Below are 23,330 nucleotides of genomic sequence, written 5' to 3' on the forward strand. Positions count from 1 at the left end.
AATTTTTAAGGCTGGAATGTGGTGGGGAATCCTCTTAGTCTGTGTAATAGTAGTGATTCTTTTACTGATTTTTTCGAAAGGTAAAAACTCTTAACCATTTTCTATGGAGGAGAATACAGATTTGGAGATGATCTCTCACCTGAAGCCATCAAAGATTGTAAAAATCATGAAGGATCCGGAAGCTTCTGCAAAGGCAGTACATCTCGTATATACCACCGATGCAGAAAATACCGGAATTACGCGTAAAAAAAACGGTAAAAAGTATTCTTATTACAAGGATGGCAAAAAAATAAAGGAGAAAGATGAAATCACTAGAATTAATAAGCTGGTGATTCCGCCTGCGTGGGAAAACGTATGGATTTGTGCGTTAGAAAACGGACATCTTCAGGCAACAGGCTTTGATGCAAAACAAAGGAAACAGTATCGCTATCATCCTTTATGGAGTGCCTTGAGAAATCATACAAAATTCTACAGAATGCTGCAATTTGGGTATGCACTACCGGATATCCGACTTCATATAGAACAAGACCTCGCCTTGAGAACCTTTGAAAAACGTAAGATTCTTGCCTTAATTGTAAGTCTATTGCAAAGAACCAATATCCGTATTGGCAATAATGTATATGAAAAGCTATATGGTTCCTTTGGCCTTACTACACTCAAGGATAAACATGTAAAAATCAAGGGGCAAAAAATAACATTTTCATTTAAGGGAAAGAAAGGGGTTATGCATCAAATAGATCTCAGGAGCAAAAAATTGGCAAGATTGGTACAAAAATGCAAAGATATCCCCGGAAAGGAGCTTTTTCAATATTTTGATGAGGAGGGAAACCTACATTCTGTAGATTCCGGGATGGTGAATGATTACATCAAGGAAATAAGTGGCGAAGATTTTACCGCCAAGGATTTCAGGACGTGGTCCGGAACTGTAAGTGCATTGATTGCCTTTAAGGAGATTGGATATGCAGAAAATGATACCCAATATAAAAAGAATGTAAAGGAGGCATTGGATATTGTTGCAGAACATCTCGGAAACACCACTGCCGTTTGCAGGAAATACTATGTACATCCCCTGGTTATCAATCTTTATGAAAACAATACGATCAAAAAATATCTTGACGAATTGGAAATTATTGAAGAAAATGACGGAAAAGCTGATCTGACGCAAGAAGAAAAGCTTGTTCTTAAAATTCTGGAAAATGAAAAAATAGTCGTTTAAAATTATATTTACTTAGAAACCCTGTTCTTCAAAAACTGGGTTCTGTATTCTTTTGGGGTAATGCCTGCAATTTTTTTGAAAAGTTGGGTAAAATGGGACGCAGTATGAAAATTCAGTTCATAGGCAATCTCTGCAATATCTTTACTGGAATGGAGCAATGCCTTACTGTAATTGATATCAATCTCATTGATCCATTGTTTCGGTGATTTCTGCGTCACGCTTTTTACACATTTATTCAGATAACTTTCTGTTACGGATAGTTTATCAGCATAGAATGCCACTCGCTTTTCCCCGACATGATATTTGAACAAAAGATCCCGGAACTGAAGTGACAATTCCATAGGGCGGGTCGCAGACTTGTGGTGGGTATCTGAGTCTGTACTCAGCATTTTGATCAGAATAAGGTGAAGCATGGTGACTACAACATCATTAACATTAAGATTACTCAGCCATAATTCCTGTTCCATAATGAGTAGAAGCTGCGTGATGGTTCCATACGTAAGGCTATCCAGATTAAGGAAAGGCGTCATGAAGAAAATACTGCTTTTGTGCTTTGGTAGTTCCTGTTCAGACAGAATATTATTTTCGTAGGCAAGAAAAAAACCTTCGATATCATCAGATAATTCCACAGTTGCTGTTATTGTTCCCTGTTTAATGAAGATTACGCCTCCTTTTTCAGCATGGTATTCCTTGTTTTCCAGATACTGTTTAATATGTCCCTTGGTAACGAAAATAATAAAGTTAAAGGTTGTACGGTACGGAATGACCGGCATAAGAATCCCTTTAAGATAATTCTCTATCCGATAAAGCTGTATATCCGCATTATTGACTAATATTTTCTCCGCGATATTCGGAAGAAACAGTTTTTTGTATTGAAAATTGGATAATACTTCCATGATGAATTGATTATTACAAATTTAATGCTGAAATTGAATATATGAATGGTTTTGTACAATGTCGGATGAAAAATGTATAATGTATAAATAGTGCTATCAATAATTGTTATTATAAAAGGAATTTTTCTTCTTATTTAATTATACTCTGGCTATTTCAGACTATTTAATAAAATGTGATACACCACGCATTATACATTATACATTATACATTATACATTATACATTATACATTATACATTATACATTATACATTATACATTATACTTAAAACTTATAGTACACTCCTACTCTCACCCCAAACGGGCTTCCCGGTGTGTAAGTAAGATCTGTGATAGGCTCTGCTTCCCCCTTCAATTGGGTTTCTGTTGCAAACTGGGCTTCATTCCATTTTACATTGAAAAGGTTGTTAACCTGAATATTCGCTCCCCACTTCTGACGGTTGTAGGAAAGCATCAGATCATTTACGAAGTAAGCTTTTGTCTTGATGCTGTTATCTTCCACAGCCGGCCTTTCTCCAAGGTAACGGTACTGAAGTCCTAATGAGAAACCGTTCAGGAAGTCCCAGTTTACAGATCCTGTACTGGTAACTACCGGTGCCAATGGAATGTAATCCTGACCTTTTTCTTCTTCGATGAATCTTCCGTGGGAGTAATTGATATCGGCATTCAGGTAAAAGTTTTCCAATGGCTGAAAACGAATTCCCAAATCGGCACCAAAACGTCTTGATTTTCCGGATGGCTCTACCACGGCATCATCTCCTACATATACAAATTCCTGCTGCAGATCCATATACCAAACGGCAGGAGTAATAATAAGCGATTTGAAAGGGTGTAATCTTACCCCAAAATCGGCACCAATGGAATAAGGAAGGGTATTTTCATTTTTATTTGGAACTACTACTCTCAGGTCATTGGAGTGGAAGCCCATTCCTGTTTTCAGGAACCACATTACGTTATCGTTCTGTGCATAGGAGAAGTTTAGTTTAGGACTTAGCCTTGTTGCTTCCTTAGATTGTCCGGATGGTAATTGTTCTGCATCCAAAAGGTTATGCATATTGAAAATAAAGTGATCTACTCTCAATGCAGGATTGATTGTCCATTTTCCTGTTTTCCAAACAAGCCCTGTGTAGGCATGAAGATTGGTTTCCGTTCCGTTTACATCTGACATCCTGTTGAGTAATAGATCTCTGTGATAGACGTGGTTAAGCTGTAATGTATTGATATCATCATTTCTTAATCCTATTCCGGAGGTCCAGTTCAGTGAGCTGTTGGGAAGCGAGAAACTTTTGGTATACTTCACTTCTGCACCGTAAATATTTCTTCCGTCTGTCTGCTGAATTTCATCTCCATGATCTTTATCTTTTAAGTAAAAGGTAAAATCGGAATAGAGGTTGAAGTTATATTTTGAATAAAAAGCCATGGCATCTATCTGCTCAGAAGGTGAAATGATATGCTTAAAATTCATCTGAAGATTTGTTCTGGAAGTCCTCCCGCCTTCAGTAGGATCTATGCTCCCCCATCTGCCAATAATTCCCTCGTCTACGGCACGTTCAGGGATTTGTCCTGAGGCATTCCATGAAGAATTGAATGTTGAAAACTGAATATTGAAATAATCATTATCAGTAAGCCATTGGTTATACTTTCCGAAAATATTAACTCTGTTAAAGTTCTGCTTTACATCAAAAGGTCCGTCCGTATAGTTGTATTCCGCAGCGATATAGGCATTTTTTCTCCCCAGATCATCATGCAGGATATTGAACATTCCCAATACCCTTTTGGAATTAAATGAACCTCCCTCCAGCTTGATCATACTATTTTTCAATCCATTATAGGTTTGAAAATCAACATACCCTGCCGTGTTAAAATCTCCACGGTCCATATAGTAAGCTCCTTTTCCAAAATCGATATTATTTACTGTTTCAGGGATCACAAAATGTAGGTCAGAATATCCCTGTCCATGGGCATGAGAAACAATATTTACAGGCATTCCGTCTACATTCACACTTACATCTGTACCATGATCTGCATCAAATCCTCTTAAAAAAAGCTGTTCTGCCTTTCCTCCTCCGGCATGCTGTGCAATGAATAGCCCCGGTACTTTTCTCAACAGATCCTGCGCTGAATTGACTGGAAATTTGTTCAGGTCAACTTTGGTGATGGCAGACAGAAATGAACTGTGATTGATGGCTACTTCTGAAATCTGAAACGGTTTATGCTGTAAAAAAATAACCTTATTTTTATCTTCATCATTGGTAACTACCCATTTTACCTCATCATATCCCTGACGGCTGATCACCAGCGTATCGGGAAGAGATTTAACAGGAATGGCAAAGGTACCGTCTGTTCCCGTATGGGTGTGGCTATTTCCGTGGTCGTATTTTACCAAGGCATCTGCAATGGGAAATTTGTCATCTGCATCTTTTATTAACAGCTGTTTTTCTGCTTCCTGAGCCATTGCTTTACCACTTAATGCCATTACCAGAAATACTGCTGCTATTTTAGTTATCTTCATTTTAATCTTTTTTTGAAAAATGTACAATGTAAAATGTGTTTATGATCTTTAACTTGCCTTAGAAACATTGTACATTAAGTTTGTTAATTCTTTTATCTAATTTTTAATATTTTGACTTATGAATGTCTGCTTAGAGAGGTTTTACTGAACAATATTAGGAAAGCTTCCGCCTAACAAAAGACTCAAATCCAGCGCTACCCTTTTACCTTTATAAAAAGCTTTTGAATGAAAAGTGTAATCCATGTTCCTGCTACGAACGGGAAAGTAAGTACTCCGCCTACTGCACCCAAGGTATTATTGTCTACCAGATAATCATCAATGAGTACCGTTAATACCACAGCTATGAAAACCCAAATCCCATCTGCTTTCTTGAATCCTGAAAAAACGATGGCAGAAAGCACAGCATTGAAACCAAAAAGTCCCATGTGAATTTTATCAATAGGCTCACCATGCATATGAGATACATAAGATCCTAAAATAGCTCCTAAAAAACCATATAAAGCGGCAGCCGGTGAACTGATAAAAACAGCAATAAAGAAAATAACTCCCGAAAGTACACCACCCTGAAATATAACTTCACCAAAGGCATTGGTGCAGGTAAGGAAATCATCATAATCAACAGGTTCTGTAACCGCAGAAATGGCCGCAGAAGAAGGAATCTGTGTGAAAGAGTGTAGTGCAAAAACACATACCCAAGTAATAATGATAAAAGGAAAAGTAAATACCGGAATTCTCTTTTGAATAAAGAAATGCTGAATAATAGCGGCCAAAGCTCCCCCCAACACAATAAGCACCCAGATCAACAAGGTTGTCTGAAATACAAAAGATAATGCGACTCCTACCAGCGCTGCACTGAAACCGTATAATCCGGCATTAATTTGGGATTGATCATATTTAAGCTTCATAGCTGTAAAAGTTCCAGCGGCTGTTGAAAGTAATACTGCAACCCCTCCCTGCCAGCTTCCCATAAAAATTCCTATGAGAAACAAAAGCCCGGTCCATCTGTTTTCCTGAAGCATAATTTGCCCAATCCCTTTTAAAACATTGTCTATAAAGGGTATTTTTTTAAAAAATTCGTCCATAGTTTTTTTTGTATAATGTATTTTATATAATGAGATAGTAGAACTTAGATTTGAGGTTGGAGGTTGGAGTTGAAAGTTATTGCTATCACTCTACAACTCTCAAACTCTACCACATTCTAACTTCTTACCATCCCAGAAAGACCATTCCGACTCCGCAAACCGTTACCACAGCTCCGCTTACTACTCCCATATATCTTTCAAGTTTTTCTGTATTGAATAGTGTTGAGTAGCCATAACGACCTAAAAGAACCATCCCAAGCATGGTAAGTACCGTAGTTGCTGTAAATGAAGTAACAAGCACTATAATCTCCGACATGGAATGCTTTACTCCGGAATAGAATAATAAAGGAATCAAAGGTTCACTTGGTCCCATTACAAAGATCATAAAAAGGACAAGCGGAGTTACTTTTATTCTTTTTTGCGACATTACCACTTCACTGTGGTTATGCTCATACACATAAACATCATCTCCCATTACATCAAAGTGCTTGTGAGGTTTATTTCTGATGGCCTGAACCAGCCCATACACCAGATAAACTCCACCAAAGATAAGCAGTGCCCATCCTGAAAAGTTCCCCCTGATATCCTGAAACCATGATATTTTATTCAGCTGCCATCCTAAAAAAACACCGATGAAGCCTAAAATCAAAGAGCTTAATACGTGTCCTAACCCACAAACAACAGTTAAAACAGCTGTTTTCATTCCGCTCCATTTCTTGGATTTTGAGATCACGATGAACGGCAGGTAATGATCTGGTCCCGATGCTGTATGTATAAAGCTTATTGAAATGGCACTCAAAAGGAGCGCCCAAACTGTACTATCCATTTTCTATTTATTCTGTTGTTCCAGATTCTTTGTTAAGTTTTGGGTAAATCTTTTTCTATTGAACATTTTTCTCGCAGATTTTGGAGATTTCGCAGATGACTATGCTTGAATTCAATGCGAAAATCTGATCAATCTGTAGTTTTTTTTAATATTCAACTATACTCTCAACCTACATAAGAATCATTTTAATTTTTTATTCTAAAGACCAGAGAATTTCCTGAATATGAAGAAAGAAATTGTACATCAATTCTCCTCCATGCCCCAAAGCTCTTACTACAAAACCATTATCTTCCATGGCAGAAACCCCTACCTCCATTTCTTCAAGATGTACTGCTGCTACCTCCACAATGGTTTCTATCAACCCATTCTTGTCTACATTCTCCTTTGTACTGTAGAATATTAAAGTTCCCTGATGGGTATACTGTTCCAGATTTCCAATGCTGCTAATGGGAATCATGTCAGGCTGAATCACCACATTATCTTTCACTACCAGTTTATTTTGATGGTAGATTTCCATAAGGTTTTGAAAACGTTTCAACTTAAAGACTTCTCCATAGTGTTTCCTTCCACAAGTAATAATCTCACTGATGATAATCTGGCTGTTTTTCCCGATCTGAACATTCGCTTTACTTTTAAAGTTGGAATCTTCATGGGGAACAATGGGATGCGGAACATAGGCGAAGGACGTTTCATCCTCCATGGTAACATTCAGCTCCTGAAGGGCCTTATCTTTCATATTGAAAAGCCTCTGATACGATTGTGACTGCAACTGAAGAGAAGCTCCTTTTTCAAGGGCCACATCAAGGTGATAATGGTCTCCATCCAAAATTCCGGGAGAAGAACTCATGATCATCTGATACTGTTTTTTATCGCTTTTTCGTTGTCCCACAGAAACAACCCTGAAAGGAAGTGAAACATAAAGATCTTTCACATATGATTCTCCTCCCTTGAATCCTGCGATAATATTTAAACGACTATCCATTTATCTTACAAGGTTCGGTTCTTCAATTTCTTCTAAAAGAGCATATTTTTTTATCCAACCGATTACTTTATCCAGCCCTTCATCTGTTTTAAGATTGGTAAATACAAATGGATTTCCTTTTCTCATTCTTCTGGCATCATTTTCCATTACTTCCAGACTCGCTCCTACATAAGGGGCAAGGTCAATCTTGTTAATGATCAATAAGTCTGATCTTGTAATCCCCGGCCCTCCTTTTCTAGGAATTTTTTCTCCTTCTGCAACGTCAATGATAAAGATGGTAACGTCTGCAAGGTCCGGGCTGAATGTTGCGGAAAGGTTATCTCCACCACTCTCAATAAGAACCAATTCAATATCCGGAAAACGTTCAGCCAGCTCATCTACTGCTTCAAGGTTCATACTTGCATCTTCACGAATGGCAGTGTGTGGGCAGCCTCCTGTTTCTACTCCGATAATTCTGTTGTGTGGAAGAAGACTATTTTTAGCCATAAATTCGGCATCTTCCTTAGTATAAATATCATTGGTAATTACTCCAAGATCATATTTCCCGAATAATTTTCTGCTTAAACGTTCCAGTAATGCAGTTTTCCCTGATCCTACAGGTCCTGCTACCCCTACTTTTATATATTTTCTATTTTCCATTTTTTCTAAAATTTATTTTGTTTTTAACGCCGGAGCGCTAAGGTTTTTATTTAATAAAGAATCCTTTCATGTTTTCAACGATCTACGACATATAAAGTCTTGAATAAAGCCTTTCATGCTGCATACATCTGATATCAAAAGCTGTATTACAAAGCCCTACCATATCCCTGTCCAGTTCCATGGTTTCCCAGACTGTTTTTTCCATTACAGGATATAGGGAAAAGAGAATATCCTGCCCGTCAAGCTGTCCCAGAGGCACCAGCTTCACTGCATTCGTAATCATTCCCGCAACAGAGGTATAATAAAAGCCCAGTAATGCTTCATATAAAGGAATTTTCATTAAATAAGCATATACCCCGAACACGATGCAGTAATGAGAATTGGCTTCCTTGTTTTGAACTGCTTTTTCAAAGGCCTCCATAAAAGGAAAACTATCTCTTCTCTTGAATATCTTGATCAACCTTAAACCTAGTTTTTGGCTGGCTTGGCGAATTTCTTTGGGGCATTTTATGGCATTGCATTCATTATCCAGCTTTAACAATAATTGTAGATCATTGTTTTCTGCTGCTTTGTAGGCCAGTTTTACAAAAGCTCCGTCATTGAATTTGAGATTGTACTGAAGCATGTTCTGCACAAATTCCTTTGCTGTTTCCAGATTATGTACAATTCTTTCCTGTACATAGGTTTCCAGTCCGTTGGAGTGAGTGTAGCCCCCAATCGGAAGTGTTGGATCTGCAAGATGAAGCAGGCCTGATAAAAAATTGATATTCATAGTATTATTCATCTTTTGGAGCTGCCATTTTTAGGATTTTAGTGAAGATTGTTGAACCAAGACTTCCATGTCCATGAGGTTCTACATTGGATTTGAGGAGGTTCAACAGCTTTACGGTTTGTTTTTCCGGTTTGAAACCACTTGCTTCCAGCCATCTGAAGATGGGCATTTCAAAAGGAAGCAGCACTTTATCATCCTGAATGAAAAGCGGAATATGCTTGTTCCCAATTTCATAGCATACGGTTCCCATTTCCAATAAAGAACCCGGCTTCATTACAATAGCATCTGTCTCCAAAACATTGATGGCTATTACTTTTTCTGTATCCTCAAAAAGAATATCACCCTCGCGCAAACGTTGTCCCTCTTTAAGAAACTTAATGGCAACATCAGTTCCCAGTCTGGTTTTTTTGCGTTGGATCCTTTTGGTGGTTTCAAACCATTCCAGATCCAGATAATCTATAATTTTTTCTGTAGGATTTTCGGTTAGGTTGCCTATGGTTTGATTAATTATCATCTTTTTTCGATTTTTTTCTGAAGTCAAAGTTTTTAGAAATGCCTACTCCGAATGTTGAACCACTGATTCCTGCCACATAGCTTTTGGTCCAGCCCACCTCTTTTACTTTGGTCTGAAGCATAGAAAGCTCAGCAAATTTGAATTTCAAGGCCCAGCCACTCCCGAGTAATATCCCGATTAAAGGATAAGCACGAAGACGGAATCCTGTAAAGTTCTGCATAGAATCTGCTGTTCCGGATACCTGCTGTCCCCAAACATAATGAGCATCTACCTGCCCTATCAACACGAAGTATTTTCCGAGCATCAATGATGGGCTGTACCAAACTCCTGCTTCATTTTGCTTATACACAACATCATGATTAACAGAGTTCTGAGAATATGCATAATTGACTCCAACAAGATCATTATTATTGATGAAGTACCCTACTCCAAGCGGTGCACTGGAAACAGTACTGCTGCTACTTGATGGTGTGGTAACTTTAGAGTAATCCAATGAGCCATAGACCATAAATTGTCCTTTTGGTCCGTCTTCATCACTTTTAAGTCTGTGCCCTCCCAGCAACTGAGCGTTTACATTTCCTGAAAGCATAGACAATCCGGCTAATGCAAAAGAAAAAACTGTTTTATTTAAATATTTCATTCTAAACTTATTTTATCATTATTTTAAATTTTGCTTGAGTAAATCTTATAGGCACTGGAAGCCTATAAGATCAGTCAGGTTTATTTTAGAACAAGTAATACAACTGCGTTAAAGGAAGTTTCTCTGCCGGTTCGCAAGTGATATATTCACCATCTACCGTTACTTTATAGTTTTCAGGATTCACTTCAATTAAAGGAGTCTTGTCATTATGGATAAGGTCTGCCTTGGAAATATTTCTACAGTTTTTTACCGGAAGAATCATTTTTTCTAATTTGTAAGAAGCAATGGTTCCGTTATCGATAGAAACCTGCGAAACAAAGTTGGCACAAATACCAAACTTAGCTTTTCCGTGGGCACCAAACATATTTCTGTAGATAATGGGCTGTGGCGTTGGGATAGATGCATTCGGGTCTCCCATTTTAGCAGCAATTACAAATCCTCCTTTTACAATCATTTCAGGTTTTACTCCAAATAATGCAGGTTTCCAGATCACTAAATCTGCTAATTTCCCTTCTTCAAGAGATCCTACATATTCTGAAATACCGTGTGCAATGGCAGGGTTGATGGTATATTTCGCAACATATCTTTTTGCACGATAATTATCGTTTCCGCTATCTTTATCTTCTGCTAAATCACCTCTCTGCTCTTTCATTTTACTGGCCGTCTGCCAGGTTCTTGTGATGACTTCACCCGGTCTTCCCATTGCCTGAGAATCGGAACTCATGATACTGAACACTCCCATATCGTGAAGAATATCCTCTGCTGCAATCGTTTCAGGGCGAATACGTGAATCTGCGAATGCTACATCTTCAGGTATATTCTTGCTCAGGTGGTGGCATACCATCAACATATCCAAATGCTCATCAATGGTATTGATTGTGTAAGGACGTGTTGGGTTTGTAGAAGCCGGTAGTACATTGGGATACATTGCTGCTTTAATGATATCCGGAGCATGTCCTCCACCAGCACCTTCTGTATGGAATGTGTGGATTACTCTTCCGTTGATTGCTCTCATTGTATCTTCCAGGAAACCTCCTTCGTTTAGAGTATCTGTGTGAATGGCCACCTGAACGTCATATTTATCTGCTACTTTTAAGGCAGCATCTATCGTTGCAGGTGTTGCTCCCCAGTCTTCGTGGATCTTCACCCCTAAAGCACCTGCTTCTACTTGCTCTTCAATGGGTCCCTCTGCAGAACAGTTTCCTTTCCCGAAGAAACCAAGATTCATTGGATATTCTTCTGCTGCCTCAAGCATTTTCTGCATATTGAATTTACCAGGAGTAACCGTTGTAGCATTAGTTCCATCATTGGGACCTGTTCCTCCTCCGATCATTGTGGTGATTCCACTATACAAAGATGTTTCAATCTGTTGTGGACAGATATAGTGAATGTGGGTATCAATACCTCCGGCTGTTACGATATATCCTTTTCCTCCATGAACTTCCGTTGAAGCACCGATAATCATATTAGGAGATACACCGTCCATCGTATCAGGGTTACCTGCTTTTCCGATTCCTACGATTTTACCGTCTTTAATTCCGATATCACCTTTTACAATTCCCCAGTGGTCAATGATTACTGCTCCTGTAATACAAAGGTCTAGAACACCCTCGTCTCTTTTTGCTGTTACATTTTGTCCCATCCCGTCACGCACGGTTTTTCCACCTCCGAAAACGGCTTCGTCTCCGTAATGGGTGAAATCTTTTTCAATTTCTATGATAATTTCAGTATCTCCCAGCCTGATTTTGTCTCCTGCTGTTGGACCTAATATATTTGCGTATTGTTTTCTGTCTACGTTTAAGCTCATCTTAATGATTTTTAAAGTTTAACTCTTCAACTTTTGCAAGGCTTGCTTTTTTCTGATCTTCAGAATCTACCTGTCCATCAACTAAATTATTGAAGCCCATTGCTTTTTTGGTTCCTCCTATTTCTACCAGCTCTACTTCCTTTTCTTCTCCCGGTTCGAAACGAACTGCAGTACTTGCTACAATATTCAGTCTCTTTCCGAAAGCTTTTTCACGGTCAAAGCTCATGGCTTTATTGACTTCAAAAAAATGGAAGTGTGAACCTACCTGAATAGGACGGTCTCCTGTATTTGTTACTTTTATTTTTACAGTTTCTCTGCCTTCGTTGCAGATAATTGTACCTTCTTTTACAAAAATTTCTCCTGGTATCATAATAAATAGGGATTAGCGGATTGGGTTGTGTACGGTTACCAGCTTGGTTCCATCAGGAAAAGTGGCTTCTATCTGAACATCGTGGATCATTTCTGCCACGCCCGGCATTACATCATCTTTAGTAAGAAGATTGGCTCCTTCCTGCATCAGTTCAGCTACTCTTTTCCCATCTCTTGCGCCTTCAAGCAAAAAATGACTGATCAATGCTATTGATTCTGGATAATTTAGTTTAAGGCCTCTTGCCTTTCTTTTTAGAGCAAGCTCTCCTGCCAGAAATAGCATAAGCTTCTCCGTTTCTCTCGGTGTTAAGTGCATAGTATTTTTTATTTAAAATTGGGCAAACAGTATCTGGTCTGCCTTGTCGTAAAGGCAAATAAGAAGTGTTCAGAAATTTAAAATTGGAAAATGATTTTTATAGATCTGTACATTCATACAAACCATAATTCATCATTGAAATATAAAAAGGATTAGCAGCCTGCTATCTGCAGGGCATGATACAGAATGTATCTGGGTGCTGTAATATAGGTACCGCCTTGAACAGCTGCCACCTGTATATTATAAGAATAATCTGCAAAAAAATAGTTTAGCCATTGTTCTGCAAGTATTGAATAATCAAATTTTACTTTCTCCCAATCATTGGAATCTTGTACATCCTGTGCATCTGAAAAACTATAGATTTCAGGCTGGGTCTGCTGATCCGATTTTTGCTGAAGAAGATGGATTTTTGATAAGACATCAGAGTATGGTTGAGTTTTCCCTTTATGTGCAAAAAGACTTACACATAAAGCTGAGAAAAACAATACAAAAGAGAAAAATATGACTCTTTTTTTCATACCTGTTAATAATGATGTAAAATTAGATTAATCTTAAAAGGCAGGCTATCTAAAAATTTATTTAAAATGTTCAAAATCGCAACAAACGCAATTTTAATGAAAATTCACATTTACTCATAACTAATTATTTTACAACGACTAAGCGTAAAAAACCAACTATGACAAATATTTTTTTGTCTCTATTCATATAATTACAACATTTCCACCTCTATTTTCTTCTCTTCAAAACATTAATTGAAATTATAGGATATTAATATCTTCTATTCTCAAATACATAATATTTATCACGTATTGGTTAACAAAAAAGTTTATTTCATAAAAACATACGGTATTTTTTTCTTTCCTTATAATTATCGTAAATTTGTATACAACTTACTTATTTAATTTTAATAAAAATAATAAAACGTAATATGTCAAAAGCAATTTCGCAAGTACCATTAGCGGTAAATGAGCCGGTAAATTCTTATGTACCGGGATCTCCAGAAGTTAAAAGCCTTATCAATACCTACAAGAAAATGTGGGCTGAAAAGGTTGAAATTCCAATGATCATCAACGGAAAGGAAGTAAAAACTGACGAAAAAGTACAGCTTCAGTCTCCACAGGATCATGCTCATGACTTCGGATTTTATTACAAAGGTGGTATGCAGCATGTGGATGACGCTATCAACGCGGCATTGGCAGCTAAAGAAGAATGGAACGCACTAGGTTGGGAACAACGTGCAGCTATTTTCTTAAAGGCGGCTGATCTATTAGCTGGTCCTTACAGAGATGTTATTAATGCAGCAACGATGATCGGACAGTCTAAAAATGTACACCAGGCTGAAATTGATGCGGCTTGTGAGTTTATCGACTTCTTAAGATTCAACGTAGAGTTCATGACAGAAATGTATTCTGAGCAGCCGGTTTCTGACAACGGAATCTGGAACCGTGTAGAATACAGACCATTGGAAGGATTCTGCTTTGCAGTAACTCCTTTTAACTTTACAGCGATCTCTGGAAACCTTCCTACTTGTATGGCAATGCTAGGAAACGTAGTGGTTTGGAAACCGTCTGACAAGCAGGTGTATTCTGCAAAAGTAATCATGGATGTATTAACTGAAGCGGGTCTTCCTGCAGGGGTAATCAACATGATCTTCACGGATGGAAAAGAAACCGCTGAAAAGGTATTGGCTCACAGAGATTTCGCAGGTCTTCACTTCACAGGTTCTACAAAAGTATTCCAGGGAATGTGGAAAATGATCGGTGATAATATCCATAACTATAGAACATACCCAAGAATTGTTGGAGAAACAGGTGGTAAAGACTTTGTAATTGCTCACCCATCCGCTAACGTAGAAGCTGTAGCTACTGCTTTGGTAAGAGGAGCTTTTGAATACCAAGGACAAAAATGTTCTGCTGCTTCTAGAGCTTATGTTCCTAAGTCTCTTTGGGCTGATGTGAAAAAAGTAATGGAGGCTCAGATGAGCACTATTAAAGTAGGGACTCCGGAAGATACTTCTAACTTCGTGAATGCTGTAATCGACAAAAATTCTTTTGAAAAATGTAAAGGATATATCGACAGAGCGAATGCATCTTCTGAAGCTACTGTAGCTATTGGTGGAACATGTGATGATTCTAAAGGATGGTTTGTACACCCAACTGTAATTGAAACTACAAACTCTCAATATGAAAGTATGGTAGAAGAAATCTTCGGCCCTATCTTATCTGTATTTGTTTATGAAGATAAGGACTGGAAAGAGACTCTTAAGGTAGTTGATTCTTCTTCTCCTTATTCATTGACTGGTTCTGTATTCTCTCAAGACCGTTACGCAATTAATGAAGCTTACAAAGCTTTAGAAAATGCTTCAGGAAACTTCTACATCAATGATAAACCAACTGGTGCTGTAGTAGGACAACAACCTTTCGGTGGTGGTAGAGCTTCAGGAACTAACGATAAGGCTGGTTCTAAGATGAACCTTCTAAGATGGACATCTGTAAGAAGCGTAAAAGAAACTTTCGTTTCTCCAAAAGACTACAAATATCCATATTTAGGATAATTCATGAATAATAAATATAGGCAATAAGTAATGATTGTCTGTTTTTTCAATATAGCCTCGGAATTTCGGTTTCGGGGCTTTTTTATGAAAAATGGTTCAAAAATTCAAGGTTCAAAATTCAAAGTTTAAGGTTTAAGGTTTAAAGTTCTCCACAGTCAGAAAAGAACTTTACTCCTACCATACTAATACTCAAAACCTCCTCATCCCGAAACCTATTACCTATTACCTATTACCTATTACCTAACATCTTTTAACAAACTTTACCTATATTTTACCATTTCACTACCCCTGTTAGGAATAGTTATTGATTTTTTACTATTACACCCCAAAATAAAATAGTATGAAAAAGTTATTGCTAACAGCTATCGGCGTAGGATTATTTGCAGTGAGCTGTGGAACCAAGGAGTCATCCATGTCAACAAGTAACAGTGATTCAATAGCAGTGGATAAGGCACAAAAGGCATTACCTGCTACCACTGATACCACGACTACAAAAAAGACGAATCCTGACAACATGAAGATGAAAACGGATTCAACAACGGCGACTTCTGTTAAATAGAATTGCAAACGTTTATTTTAAAAATGGAAAATCTGTAGATGAAATGGCTACAGATTTTTTTTGATCTTAAGGTTTTAACTAAAGCCTAATTGACGATTTGCTTCTTATGAAAATGAGCTAAAGTACACACCTAGTGAAATTTAACAGGAAGATCTTTTAAAATTTTACAAAAATCACTATATTTGATTAACACCAAACATTAAAAAGTATTCTATGAAAAAAATATGGATCGGAGCATTTTTCGGACTTCTTTTCCTTGGAAGCTGTGCTCAAAACAAAGAAAAAAGAGAGGAATTCAAGGAAGCTCATAATAAGGATTCTTTGATAAACAAGATGGGAGATTCTGCTGTGGCTAATTCTGAGCCAACACCAATAGAGGCTTCTAAAACAAAAACCGACAGTACAAAAAGTAAATAAATCGCAAATCCACAGATAATCTGTGGATTTGCACTTAAAAAAACTTGACTGAAAAAAACCGGGCAATCAACCCCGATTATATTGTATGATCCTTAATTCTGGTTAGAATAAGAAATTTTAGCAGATAAAAAGAGGAACACTGATAATCTCCACGTGTTCCATATCTAAAGTTTCATGGTTTGGCTTGTAGCGTATTGAGAATTTATCTTAAATTTTATTTCAGAAGAAATAGGATGGCTTCGAAGATAAAATTAATGAGCTGCATGATGATTGTATTCATTCCCGTAAAACTGTCGCAAAGATAGGATAGCAAGAGGGTTACATAAAACAATAGGTTATCCATTTTCACGAAAAGCGGTAAGATAGAATGAAAAAAAAAATTATTTCTTAATCATTTTCGCGAAAATGAACACCTTTACCTGTTTGATTTTCAGCATCAAGATATTTAATATAGGATGATGGAGAAAAATCAGTAACCGCCTTGAATACAGCAGCAAACTTACTGTGTGAAGAGAATCCACATTCATCAGCAAGGATACTGATTTTATATTGCCTGTATTTTTCGTCATTAATCAGCTTATCTACAATATAATTAATCCTTAATCGGTTGATATAGGTTTTGAAATCTGCACTTTTGTGCTGATTGATTACATAAGAAAGGTATTTTGTGTTGGTATTAAGTTCCCCTGCCAGAAAAGAAAGGGACATTCCTTTATTGTTATATAGATTTCCTTTTTCAAATCCTTCAAGAAGTTCAAGCAGCTTGGCTTCGGTTTCGGAAGTCATTAGAGAATCATTCCTTTTTCTGTCTGCTTCACTGTCTTTTTCCTCAATTTCCTCTACAGATATATTTGAAAACTCAGAATGCTCAGGCTGTTTTACAAGCTGGGTTCTATTGCCACTAATCATATTCACCTGGGTTCTTATGATATTCCTAAGTTTTGAACGTTGCTTTTTTTGCTTTGTTCTGAAAAATATAATTAAGCCTACCAAAGAAACAAACAAGATAACAATTGCAACATTCTTCGCAATACTTATTTGCTTATTTCCCTTGTTTGTTTTGCCTGCCAACACATTACTTTTTCCTATAAATTCCTGATTGCGGGCAGCAATGCTATCATATGCCCTTACATATTTCACGGCATATAAAGAAGCTCTATAATTATCTCCGGTTCCTTCATAATAATCATTGATATTAGAATATACGGCTTTTTTAAGCTTGAGGCTTCTGGAAGTATCTGCTATTTTTTCTGCTTTTTTTAGATAAAGCTCTGCATCTTTCCAGTTTTTCTGTTTCATACGAATTCCTCCCAACCCATTATAGATTAATCCTAGGGTACAACTCCCCTCTTTAAGTAATTCCTTAGCCTTTTTGTAATAGCTTTCAGAAACATCATAATCATTAAGCTTAAAATAAACATCTCCCAATAACTGATAGGAAACGGCTAAAGTTCGATCTTCATTCTGACTGTTTATTTTCTCAAAATTCTTTAAGGAAAGTTCAATATGTTCTATAGCATTTACATAGTTTCCAACCTCCATTTCATAGAAAGCCATCTCCTGATTTAGCAGTCCCTCCACTTCATTACTCTTCTGAAAATCAGCAATTTGCCTTGAAGCTTCCAGTCCTTTAAATATGTATTTTTTTGCTCTTTCGTATAACCCTACCTGTCTATATTGTCTCGACAATAATCTGCTTACACGGGCCATCAATTCGGCATCACCCATCTGATTGATCAGTGAATGGGCATTTTCACTATAACAAATGGCTTTTTTAATTTCCCCTGCATGGTGATAAAGCTCCGATGAAAGAAAAAGACTCTTTACTTTCTCTTCCGGCTTTTGTGCCGACATATAGAGAGAGTCTGCCGTCTTGATCGCCTTATTTAAATCCTTATAGGCAGTGATGGAAGAAGTTCTTTCACAAGCTTGGTCGAAGCTGTTCTGTTTTTGGGCAAATATGGGGATTGCTGTGATCAGCAAAAACAAAATTCTCAGTAGATTATTAGACATAAAAAAATAAATTATTATTCTATAATAATTCATCATTTTTTCACGAGGTGTCTTTTTGTTTTTTACAAAATTAGCAATATTTTGCTTTTGAATGAAATATTCTTCTGAAATTTAATCATTTAACTAAAAATGCATTTTACATTAATTTTAACAATAAGTCTAAAACAATAGATGATTTTCCTTCATATGAGTCTATACCTATATTAAAAACAAAGTTCACTGATAATTATTTTCAATATGAACGGCTTAAATGTCATCATATTTATTACATTTGCAGGGAATAAAAAGTTTTTATGAAAAAATTAGCGATACTTTCTTCTCTATTCATAGGTGCTCTTGCATGGGCGCAGGGAATCAAATTCGAGGAGGGCAACTTTGCCTCTATCCTTGCCAAGGCTAAAAAAGAAAACAAATTAGTCTTTATAGATGCCTATGCTTCATGGTGCGGACCTTGTAAACTTATGGTGAAAAATATTTTCCCACTTAAGACTGTAGGTGACTACTATAATTCTCACTTCATCAATGCCAAAATTGATATGGAAAAAGGTGAAGGAGTAGATATTGCAAAGAAATATAATGTAAAGGCTTTCCCTACCTATTTATTCATTGATGGTAATGGTGAAGCGGTACACAGAACCCTGGGGTATGTGGAAGAAAAGGACTTCATTCAGTTTGCAAAGGATGCTGAAGATCCAAACAAAAGACTTACTTCCCTAAAACTGCAGTTTGAAAAGGGAGAGAAAGATCCTGAATTTTTAAAAAACCTTGCCGGACTTACGATGTACAATGATGCAGAGTTTGCGGGCAAAGTACTGGATCGTTATTTTGCACAAAAAAAAGAGCTTGATCAAGATGATGTTCAAATACTTCTTGCAGGAACACAAAGCACAGAAAGCCCTTTGTATAAGATCTTTCAACAAAAAAAGAACGACATTGTAAAATTCTTCCCAGAAGATAGATATGAAAAGTTTGATAAAAGTGTTAAACTGAATACAATTTCTAAAAAAGCCTACAATGCAGATACAAAAACCTGGAATGACAACTACTTCATAACAGAAACTCAAAAATTAATGAGTAAGGAAGATGCTGAAAAGGCTCTAAAAAGAGCAAAAGCCAGCAGAGCTTTAAAAAACAAGGATATTCCTACCTATGAGAAATTAGCTCTGGAAATTTATCAGGATTATTCTGCGGCAAGCTCTGGCGAACTCAATTCACTGGCTTGGAACTTTTTTGAAAACATCACTAATAAGTCTTCATTAGAAAAAGCGGTAGCCTGGGCACAGGAATCTGTAAAGAAAGATCAAAATTTCGCCAATACAGATACCTTGGCTAATCTTTACAATAAAATGGGAGATAAGAAAAATGCAAAAATGTGGGCTGAAAAATCCATTGAACTGGCAAAAAGTTCAGGAGAGGATTCTTCTGATACAGAGAAACTATTAAAAAGCCTTTAATTGGTAATCCATAAAATGAAAAAACCGCAGATTGTTCTGCGGTTTTTTTATGTTGTATCCTGTTGATAGCTCTTTTCTGCTCTAATTAGTATTCAAAAAGAACACTTCCCCACGTAAATCCGCTTCCAAAGGCAGAAAGAAGGACTAAATCTCCTCTTTTAATTTTGCCTAGTTCAATGGCTTCACTTAGTGCAATTGGAATGGAAGCTGCGGTTGTATTACCGTATTTTTGAATATTATTAAAGATTTTATCATCCGGAAGATCAAACTTCTGCTGTACAAACTGAGCAATTCTAAGGTTCGCCTGATGTGGGATAAACATGTCAAGATCCTCAACTGTTTTTCCTGCTTTATTTAAAGCTTCCATCATTGTCTCCGGAAATCTTGTTACCGCATGTTTAAATACGAAGTTTCCGTTCATGATTGGGTATACTTCTTTATTCGTTACATTTTCCGGTTCTTTTCTCATTCTGTCGCTCCAGCCAAACTTAGAACCTGGGAACTGAGTACAAAGTTCATCAGCATATTTACCTTCAGAGTGCATGTTTACGGCTAAAATATCTCCTGCATTTTCATCTTCTGTTGCAGAAAGCACTACCGCTCCTGCTCCATCTCCGAAAATAACGGAAACACCTCTTCCCTCATCAGAAAAATCCAATCCGAATGAATGAACCTCTGCCCCTACAACAAGGATATTTTTATAAATCCCTGACTTAATGAACGCATTGGCAACACTCATAGAATATACAAATCCTGAACATTGGTTTCTCACATCTAAGGCTCCAATGGTATCACATCCCAGCATATCCTGAAGCAATACTCCACATCCAGGAAAATAATAATCCGGAGAAAGTGTTGCAAAAACAATGTAGTCGATATCTTTAGCTGTTAAACCTGCTTTCTCAAGGGCCTTTTCAGAAGCTTTAAATCCCAGGTAAGCTGCTGTTTCCTGAGAGTCGTTTCTGTTTTTTCTGTGTCTTCGTTCCTTGATGCCTGTCCTCTCCGTAATCCATTCATCATTGGTGGTCATTAATTTTGCTAAATCATCATTTGTAACAACATTATCTGGAACATAAAATCCAACTCCTTTTATTGTACTTTTAATCATATAGTTTTTTAATTTTGGCAAAGATAAAACTTATTTAACACATACTTTTTCAAAATATTAGTATTTTTACTTTATGCCAATTGATACGATATACAGAAGCACCCACTGTGAATGGGTAGATGTAGAGGCTCCTACTGCAGAAGACCTAAAATTTCTTCATGAACGATACGAAATCAACAATCTTCTTCTGGAAGATACTATAGATCCTAATCACCTCCCAAAATATGAAGAAGACGGAAATGTAAAGTTCTTTCTTCTCCGTGAAAGCACAGAACTGGAAAGGAAAAACCTGAACACTATAAGTGATATCAGTACAAAGATTGCGATTTTCATACTGGATAAAACCATTATTACCATCCACAGGATGAAAACCAGAAGCATTTCTGAAACGAAAAAAAAGCTTTCAACAATACAGGAAGAGGCTACTCCTCAAAAAATAGCTCTAATGATTGCCATATTGATTATGAAGAGCTTTGACGATGAATCCATAAGCCTATTGGAAACCATGGATAACATTGAAAACGAAATCTTCCTTAAAAATACCAATCATACAAGCCAGATCCGAAGATTATATAAGCTGAAGCGAAAATCGGGATTGAACTCTCGTGTTCTGGTCATTTCCACTGATGCCATTGACAAATTCAAGCTTTTGAATTTACAGGATTCGGAAATTGTGGATTTAAAAGATAAGCACAAGGATGTAGTAGCCGATTTTGATCATTTGAATATACAGATTACCAACCTTATTTCTATGTTCCTGGCTCTTTCTGACCAGAAAGCCAATCAGGTAATGAAAGTTTTAGCAATTTACTCGGTTTATTTCTTACCGATTACCTTTATTGCCGGAGTTTACGGGATGAACTTTGATAATATGCCTGAACTTCATCATAAATACGGTTATTTCATAACGATAGGTGTAATGCTAACAGTTGTTGTAAGTACATTTATTTATGTAAGACGTAAACAGTGGTAACATTCTGAAATCAGTATGGAATAAAATGTCACCATAGTTGAAAAATAGAAAAATTTATTTTTTCAGCACCACCAAAAACAAAGTACATGAAAACTGAAGACCTCAATATAATCCTGGGAGATGATTCTCTTTCGCAGGCATCCAAGGATAAACTTATTGCCTTACATGAGAATATTTCAGCCAAGGAATTTTCTGATCTTCTGGATCAGCATGGGAATCAGTATATAGAATTTGTACAAGAAGGAGGTGGTGTTTGGGGAAGTGCGCTGGTAGGCTATCTTTATGGCCTCGAAACTTTCGGAATTCGTTTTCTGAAAGTAGCAGGAACCAGTGCCGGAGCTATCAATACGATGCTTATTGCAGCCTGTAAAACCAAGGAAGAAGCCAAGAGCAAGCTCATTAAGGATATCCTTTTTAGTTGGAACTTCGCCGATTTTATGGATGGGAAAACGTATGTAAAAACAACCCTCCATGCCATGCTGAACAATAAGGACTTTTTCAAGATCAATGCCATTATTGCAGCAATTCTCTTCATTATTCTGGTGAGTATTCCTTTTGCAGTATCCTCAGAAACCATACTGAATGCCAAGCTCATGTTTCTGATACCTCTTGTTCCGGCGGTCATTCTATTTTTTTGCATCAAAAAACTGTATAACAATTTCAGAAAAGAAAACAGTGGGCTGAATCCTGGAACTATTTTCATGAATACCATGGAAAGAGCCTTGGATGATTTTGGCATCAAAACCGTAGCCCATCTCAATGAGAAATTCATTCAAAAGGAACGGGATCTTAACCTCAACTATCGTTACGGGAATAATCAGGAGTATTATACAATGGCTTTAAACAGTATTGAAAGGATTAAAACCAAAAATCAGGAGCATATTGATCTTACAAGATATAAGATTTTCTATGATAGTGTTGTGAATAATGATTATTATAAAAACAATCCGTTTTACCTGCTTCAGTCAGAATATGTTGTCATTACAACCGACATTAATGCCAAAATAAAGGTTGAACTTCCAACAATGGCCAATTTATACTGGTCCGAAGAAGAATTGAAACATGCCAGTCCGGCTGAGTTTGTAAGGGCATCCATGTCTGTTCCTTTCTTCTTTGAACCTTTTCAGAAAAGAATTGATAAAACGGAAAGCTCCATAAAATATGCATGGAGGTATTGGATGAATACCAAACAGGAAGATATTAATCCGGTTGGTGTCTTCATTGATGGAGGCAGTATCTCCAATTTTCCTATTGATCTGTTTCATGCTGATGAAGTTTTTTATCCGAGAATGCCTCTTTTCGGGGTTCAACTGACGAGTGATTCTGATATTCTTTCTGAAAAAGGAAAAACAAGTAGGGAAATTCTTAAAACCCCTTTCAGCTATGCCGGAAATATCATCAGTACACTAAAAGGATTCAATGACAAAACATTCCTTACCAAGCACACTTTCTACCGTTTGTACAGCATACAATCTGTAAACTGCGGCACCAGCAGTTGGCTGAATTTCTTTATGAAAAAGGAAGAGAAAGAAGATCTTTTCAACAGGGGTTTTCAGGCTGCCCTTGACTTTCTCAACCTATTTGACTGGGAAAAATACAAATATGAAAGAATGATGCTTACCATGAAAGAGAAAAAAATCCTGAAAGAAGAAGATACTCCAACTGTGGGATAGGGATTTTTA

General features: G+C 37.0%; 22 protein-coding genes. 7 read left to right on the top strand and 15 right to left on the bottom strand.

The annotated features are described in order from the left end of the window. Positions 1-103 precede the first annotated feature (103 nt). A complete protein-coding gene (locus tag EG359_RS07670; protein WP_076352284.1) occupies positions 104-1,216 on the top strand; it encodes a DNA topoisomerase IB in 1,113 nt (370 codons plus the stop codon). A gap of 8 nt (positions 1,217-1,224) precedes the next feature. On the opposite strand, the gene EG359_RS07675 is transcribed toward EG359_RS07670, so the two are convergent. From EG359_RS07675 to EG359_RS07735, 13 genes are all read right to left on the bottom strand, one after another. Continuing rightward, a complete protein-coding gene (locus EG359_RS07675) occupies positions 1,225-2,112 on the bottom strand; it encodes a helix-turn-helix domain-containing protein (RefSeq protein WP_076352285.1) in 888 nt (295 codons plus the stop codon). Between the two features lie 264 nt (positions 2,113-2,376). Further along, the gene (locus EG359_RS07680) at positions 2,377-4,623 is read right to left on the bottom strand and encodes a TonB-dependent receptor (RefSeq protein WP_076352286.1); all 2,247 of its coding nucleotides are present in this window, start codon (positions 4,621-4,623) and stop codon (positions 2,377-2,379) included. Between the two features lie 194 nt (positions 4,624-4,817). Beyond that, positions 4,818-5,705 (bottom strand): urea transporter, encoded by an 888-nt coding sequence (locus tag EG359_RS07685; RefSeq protein WP_076352287.1) that lies wholly within the window; start codon positions 5,703-5,705, stop codon positions 4,818-4,820. Positions 5,706-5,829: 124 nt separating this feature from the next. Next, the gene (locus EG359_RS07690; protein WP_076352288.1) at positions 5,830-6,531 is read right to left on the bottom strand and encodes a hypothetical protein; all 702 of its coding nucleotides are present in this window, start codon (positions 6,529-6,531) and stop codon (positions 5,830-5,832) included. Between the two features lie 193 nt (positions 6,532-6,724). Next, the gene (locus EG359_RS07695) at positions 6,725-7,513 is read right to left on the bottom strand and encodes an urease accessory protein UreD (protein ID WP_076352289.1); all 789 of its coding nucleotides are present in this window, start codon (positions 7,511-7,513) and stop codon (positions 6,725-6,727) included. Continuing rightward, the gene (ureG, locus tag EG359_RS07700; RefSeq protein ID WP_076352290.1) at positions 7,514-8,152 is read right to left on the bottom strand and encodes an urease accessory protein UreG; all 639 of its coding nucleotides are present in this window, start codon (positions 8,150-8,152) and stop codon (positions 7,514-7,516) included. A gap of 82 nt (positions 8,153-8,234) precedes the next feature. Further along, positions 8,235-8,924 carry an urease accessory protein UreF gene (locus EG359_RS07705; RefSeq protein ID WP_076352745.1) on the bottom strand — a complete coding sequence of 230 codons (690 nt, stop codon included), beginning with the start codon at positions 8,922-8,924 and terminating at the stop codon, positions 8,235-8,237. Between the two features lie 4 nt (positions 8,925-8,928). Beyond that, the gene (ureE, locus tag EG359_RS07710) at positions 8,929-9,438 is read right to left on the bottom strand and encodes an urease accessory protein UreE (protein ID WP_076352291.1); all 510 of its coding nucleotides are present in this window, start codon (positions 9,436-9,438) and stop codon (positions 8,929-8,931) included. Then, the gene (locus EG359_RS07715) at positions 9,428-10,078 is read right to left on the bottom strand and encodes a hypothetical protein (RefSeq protein WP_076352292.1); all 651 of its coding nucleotides are present in this window, start codon (positions 10,076-10,078) and stop codon (positions 9,428-9,430) included. The genes ureE and EG359_RS07715 overlap by 11 nt, the downstream gene beginning before the upstream one ends. 85 nt (positions 10,079-10,163) lie before the next feature. Then, the gene (gene ureC / locus EG359_RS07720; RefSeq protein WP_076352293.1) at positions 10,164-11,885 is read right to left on the bottom strand and encodes an urease subunit alpha; all 1,722 of its coding nucleotides are present in this window, start codon (positions 11,883-11,885) and stop codon (positions 10,164-10,166) included. Between the two features lies 1 nt (position 11,886). After that, entirely contained in the window at positions 11,887-12,255 is a 369-nt protein-coding gene (gene ureB / locus EG359_RS07725; protein WP_068944101.1) for an urease subunit beta, read from the bottom strand. 12 nt (positions 12,256-12,267) lie between these two features. Beyond that, positions 12,268-12,570, bottom strand: a complete 303-nt coding sequence (ureA, locus tag EG359_RS07730; RefSeq protein ID WP_076352294.1) for an urease subunit gamma — start codon at positions 12,568-12,570, stop codon at positions 12,268-12,270. A 152-nt stretch (positions 12,571-12,722) separates the two neighbouring features. Next, positions 12,723-13,088 (bottom strand): hypothetical protein, encoded by a 366-nt coding sequence (locus EG359_RS07735; RefSeq protein WP_076352295.1) that lies wholly within the window; start codon positions 13,086-13,088, stop codon positions 12,723-12,725. 410 nt (positions 13,089-13,498) lie between these two features. Here EG359_RS07735 and pruA point away from each other — a divergent pair, with 410 nt between their 5' ends. From pruA to EG359_RS07750, 3 genes are all read left to right on the top strand, one after another. Then, positions 13,499-15,124: an L-glutamate gamma-semialdehyde dehydrogenase gene (gene pruA / locus EG359_RS07740; RefSeq protein WP_076352296.1), complete on the top strand. Its 1,626-nt coding sequence runs from the start codon at positions 13,499-13,501 to the stop codon at positions 15,122-15,124. A 340-nt stretch (positions 15,125-15,464) separates the two neighbouring features. Next, positions 15,465-15,683 (top strand): cytochrome C551, encoded by a 219-nt coding sequence (locus EG359_RS07745; protein ID WP_076352297.1) that lies wholly within the window; start codon positions 15,465-15,467, stop codon positions 15,681-15,683. 213 nt (positions 15,684-15,896) lie between these two features. Beyond that, the gene (locus EG359_RS07750; RefSeq protein ID WP_076352298.1) at positions 15,897-16,100 is read left to right on the top strand and encodes a hypothetical protein; all 204 of its coding nucleotides are present in this window, start codon (positions 15,897-15,899) and stop codon (positions 16,098-16,100) included. Between the two features lie 387 nt (positions 16,101-16,487). Here the strand turns inward: EG359_RS07750 and EG359_RS07755 are convergent, their stop codons facing one another. After that, positions 16,488-18,113 carry an AraC family transcriptional regulator gene (locus EG359_RS07755; RefSeq protein ID WP_164463052.1) on the bottom strand — a complete coding sequence of 542 codons (1,626 nt, stop codon included), beginning with the start codon at positions 18,111-18,113 and terminating at the stop codon, positions 16,488-16,490. A gap of 293 nt (positions 18,114-18,406) precedes the next feature. On the opposite strand from EG359_RS07755, the gene EG359_RS07760 reads away from it, so the two are divergent. Next, on the top strand, positions 18,407-19,567 hold the full coding sequence (locus tag EG359_RS07760) for a thioredoxin family protein (RefSeq protein WP_076352300.1): 1,161 nt from the start codon (positions 18,407-18,409) through the stop codon (positions 19,565-19,567). Positions 19,568-19,652: 85 nt separating this feature from the next. On the opposite strand, the gene EG359_RS07765 is transcribed toward EG359_RS07760, so the two are convergent. After that, the gene (locus EG359_RS07765; protein ID WP_076352301.1) at positions 19,653-20,675 is read right to left on the bottom strand and encodes a 3-oxoacyl-ACP synthase III family protein; all 1,023 of its coding nucleotides are present in this window, start codon (positions 20,673-20,675) and stop codon (positions 19,653-19,655) included. A gap of 73 nt (positions 20,676-20,748) precedes the next feature. On the opposite strand from EG359_RS07765, the gene EG359_RS07770 reads away from it, so the two are divergent. Both EG359_RS07770 and EG359_RS07775 read left to right on the top strand, forming a co-directional pair. Then, the gene (locus tag EG359_RS07770; RefSeq protein ID WP_076352302.1) at positions 20,749-21,648 is read left to right on the top strand and encodes a magnesium transporter CorA family protein; all 900 of its coding nucleotides are present in this window, start codon (positions 20,749-20,751) and stop codon (positions 21,646-21,648) included. An 86-nt stretch (positions 21,649-21,734) separates the two neighbouring features. Then, positions 21,735-23,321, top strand: coding sequence for a patatin-like phospholipase family protein (locus EG359_RS07775; protein WP_076352303.1), 1,587 nt, complete (start codon positions 21,735-21,737; stop codon positions 23,319-23,321). The last annotated feature ends 9 nt before the right edge of the window (positions 23,322-23,330 follow it).

The organism is Chryseobacterium joostei, from assembly GCF_003815775.1.
Classification (GTDB): domain Bacteria; phylum Bacteroidota; class Bacteroidia; order Flavobacteriales; family Weeksellaceae; genus Chryseobacterium; species Chryseobacterium joostei.

Excerpts from the sequence above, each read along its gene's own strand:
- EG359_RS07670 (WP_076352284.1), top strand. The coding sequence starts at position 104 with ATGGAGGAGAATACAGATTTGGAGATGATCTCTCACCTGAAGCCATCA.
- EG359_RS07675 (WP_076352285.1), bottom strand. The coding sequence starts at position 2,112 with ATGGAAGTATTATCCAATTTTCAATACAAAAAACTGTTTCTTCCGAAT.
- EG359_RS07680 (WP_076352286.1), bottom strand. The coding sequence starts at position 4,623 with ATGAAGATAACTAAAATAGCAGCAGTATTTCTGGTAATGGCATTAAGT.
- EG359_RS07685 (WP_076352287.1), bottom strand. The coding sequence starts at position 5,705 with ATGGACGAATTTTTTAAAAAAATACCCTTTATAGACAATGTTTTAAAA.
- EG359_RS07690 (WP_076352288.1), bottom strand. The coding sequence starts at position 6,531 with ATGGATAGTACAGTTTGGGCGCTCCTTTTGAGTGCCATTTCAATAAGC.
- EG359_RS07695 (WP_076352289.1), bottom strand. The coding sequence starts at position 7,513 with ATGGATAGTCGTTTAAATATTATCGCAGGATTCAAGGGAGGAGAATCA.
- ureG (WP_076352290.1), bottom strand. The coding sequence starts at position 8,152 with ATGGAAAATAGAAAATATATAAAAGTAGGGGTAGCAGGACCTGTAGGA.
- EG359_RS07705 (WP_076352745.1), bottom strand. The coding sequence starts at position 8,924 with ATGAATATCAATTTTTTATCAGGCCTGCTTCATCTTGCAGATCCAACA.
- ureE (WP_076352291.1), bottom strand. The coding sequence starts at position 9,438 with ATGATAATTAATCAAACCATAGGCAACCTAACCGAAAATCCTACAGAA.
- EG359_RS07715 (WP_076352292.1), bottom strand. The coding sequence starts at position 10,078 with ATGAAATATTTAAATAAAACAGTTTTTTCTTTTGCATTAGCCGGATTG.
- ureC (WP_076352293.1), bottom strand. The coding sequence starts at position 11,885 with ATGAGCTTAAACGTAGACAGAAAACAATACGCAAATATATTAGGTCCA.
- ureB (WP_068944101.1), bottom strand. The coding sequence starts at position 12,255 with ATGATACCAGGAGAAATTTTTGTAAAAGAAGGTACAATTATCTGCAAC.
- ureA (WP_076352294.1), bottom strand. The coding sequence starts at position 12,570 with ATGCACTTAACACCGAGAGAAACGGAGAAGCTTATGCTATTTCTGGCA.
- EG359_RS07735 (WP_076352295.1), bottom strand. The coding sequence starts at position 13,088 with ATGAAAAAAAGAGTCATATTTTTCTCTTTTGTATTGTTTTTCTCAGCT.
- pruA (WP_076352296.1), top strand. The coding sequence starts at position 13,499 with ATGTCAAAAGCAATTTCGCAAGTACCATTAGCGGTAAATGAGCCGGTA.
- EG359_RS07745 (WP_076352297.1), top strand. The coding sequence starts at position 15,465 with ATGAAAAAGTTATTGCTAACAGCTATCGGCGTAGGATTATTTGCAGTG.
- EG359_RS07750 (WP_076352298.1), top strand. The coding sequence starts at position 15,897 with ATGAAAAAAATATGGATCGGAGCATTTTTCGGACTTCTTTTCCTTGGA.
- EG359_RS07755 (WP_164463052.1), bottom strand. The coding sequence starts at position 18,113 with ATGTCTAATAATCTACTGAGAATTTTGTTTTTGCTGATCACAGCAATC.
- EG359_RS07760 (WP_076352300.1), top strand. The coding sequence starts at position 18,407 with ATGAAAAAATTAGCGATACTTTCTTCTCTATTCATAGGTGCTCTTGCA.
- EG359_RS07765 (WP_076352301.1), bottom strand. The coding sequence starts at position 20,675 with ATGATTAAAAGTACAATAAAAGGAGTTGGATTTTATGTTCCAGATAAT.
- EG359_RS07770 (WP_076352302.1), top strand. The coding sequence starts at position 20,749 with ATGCCAATTGATACGATATACAGAAGCACCCACTGTGAATGGGTAGAT.
- EG359_RS07775 (WP_076352303.1), top strand. The coding sequence starts at position 21,735 with ATGAAAACTGAAGACCTCAATATAATCCTGGGAGATGATTCTCTTTCG.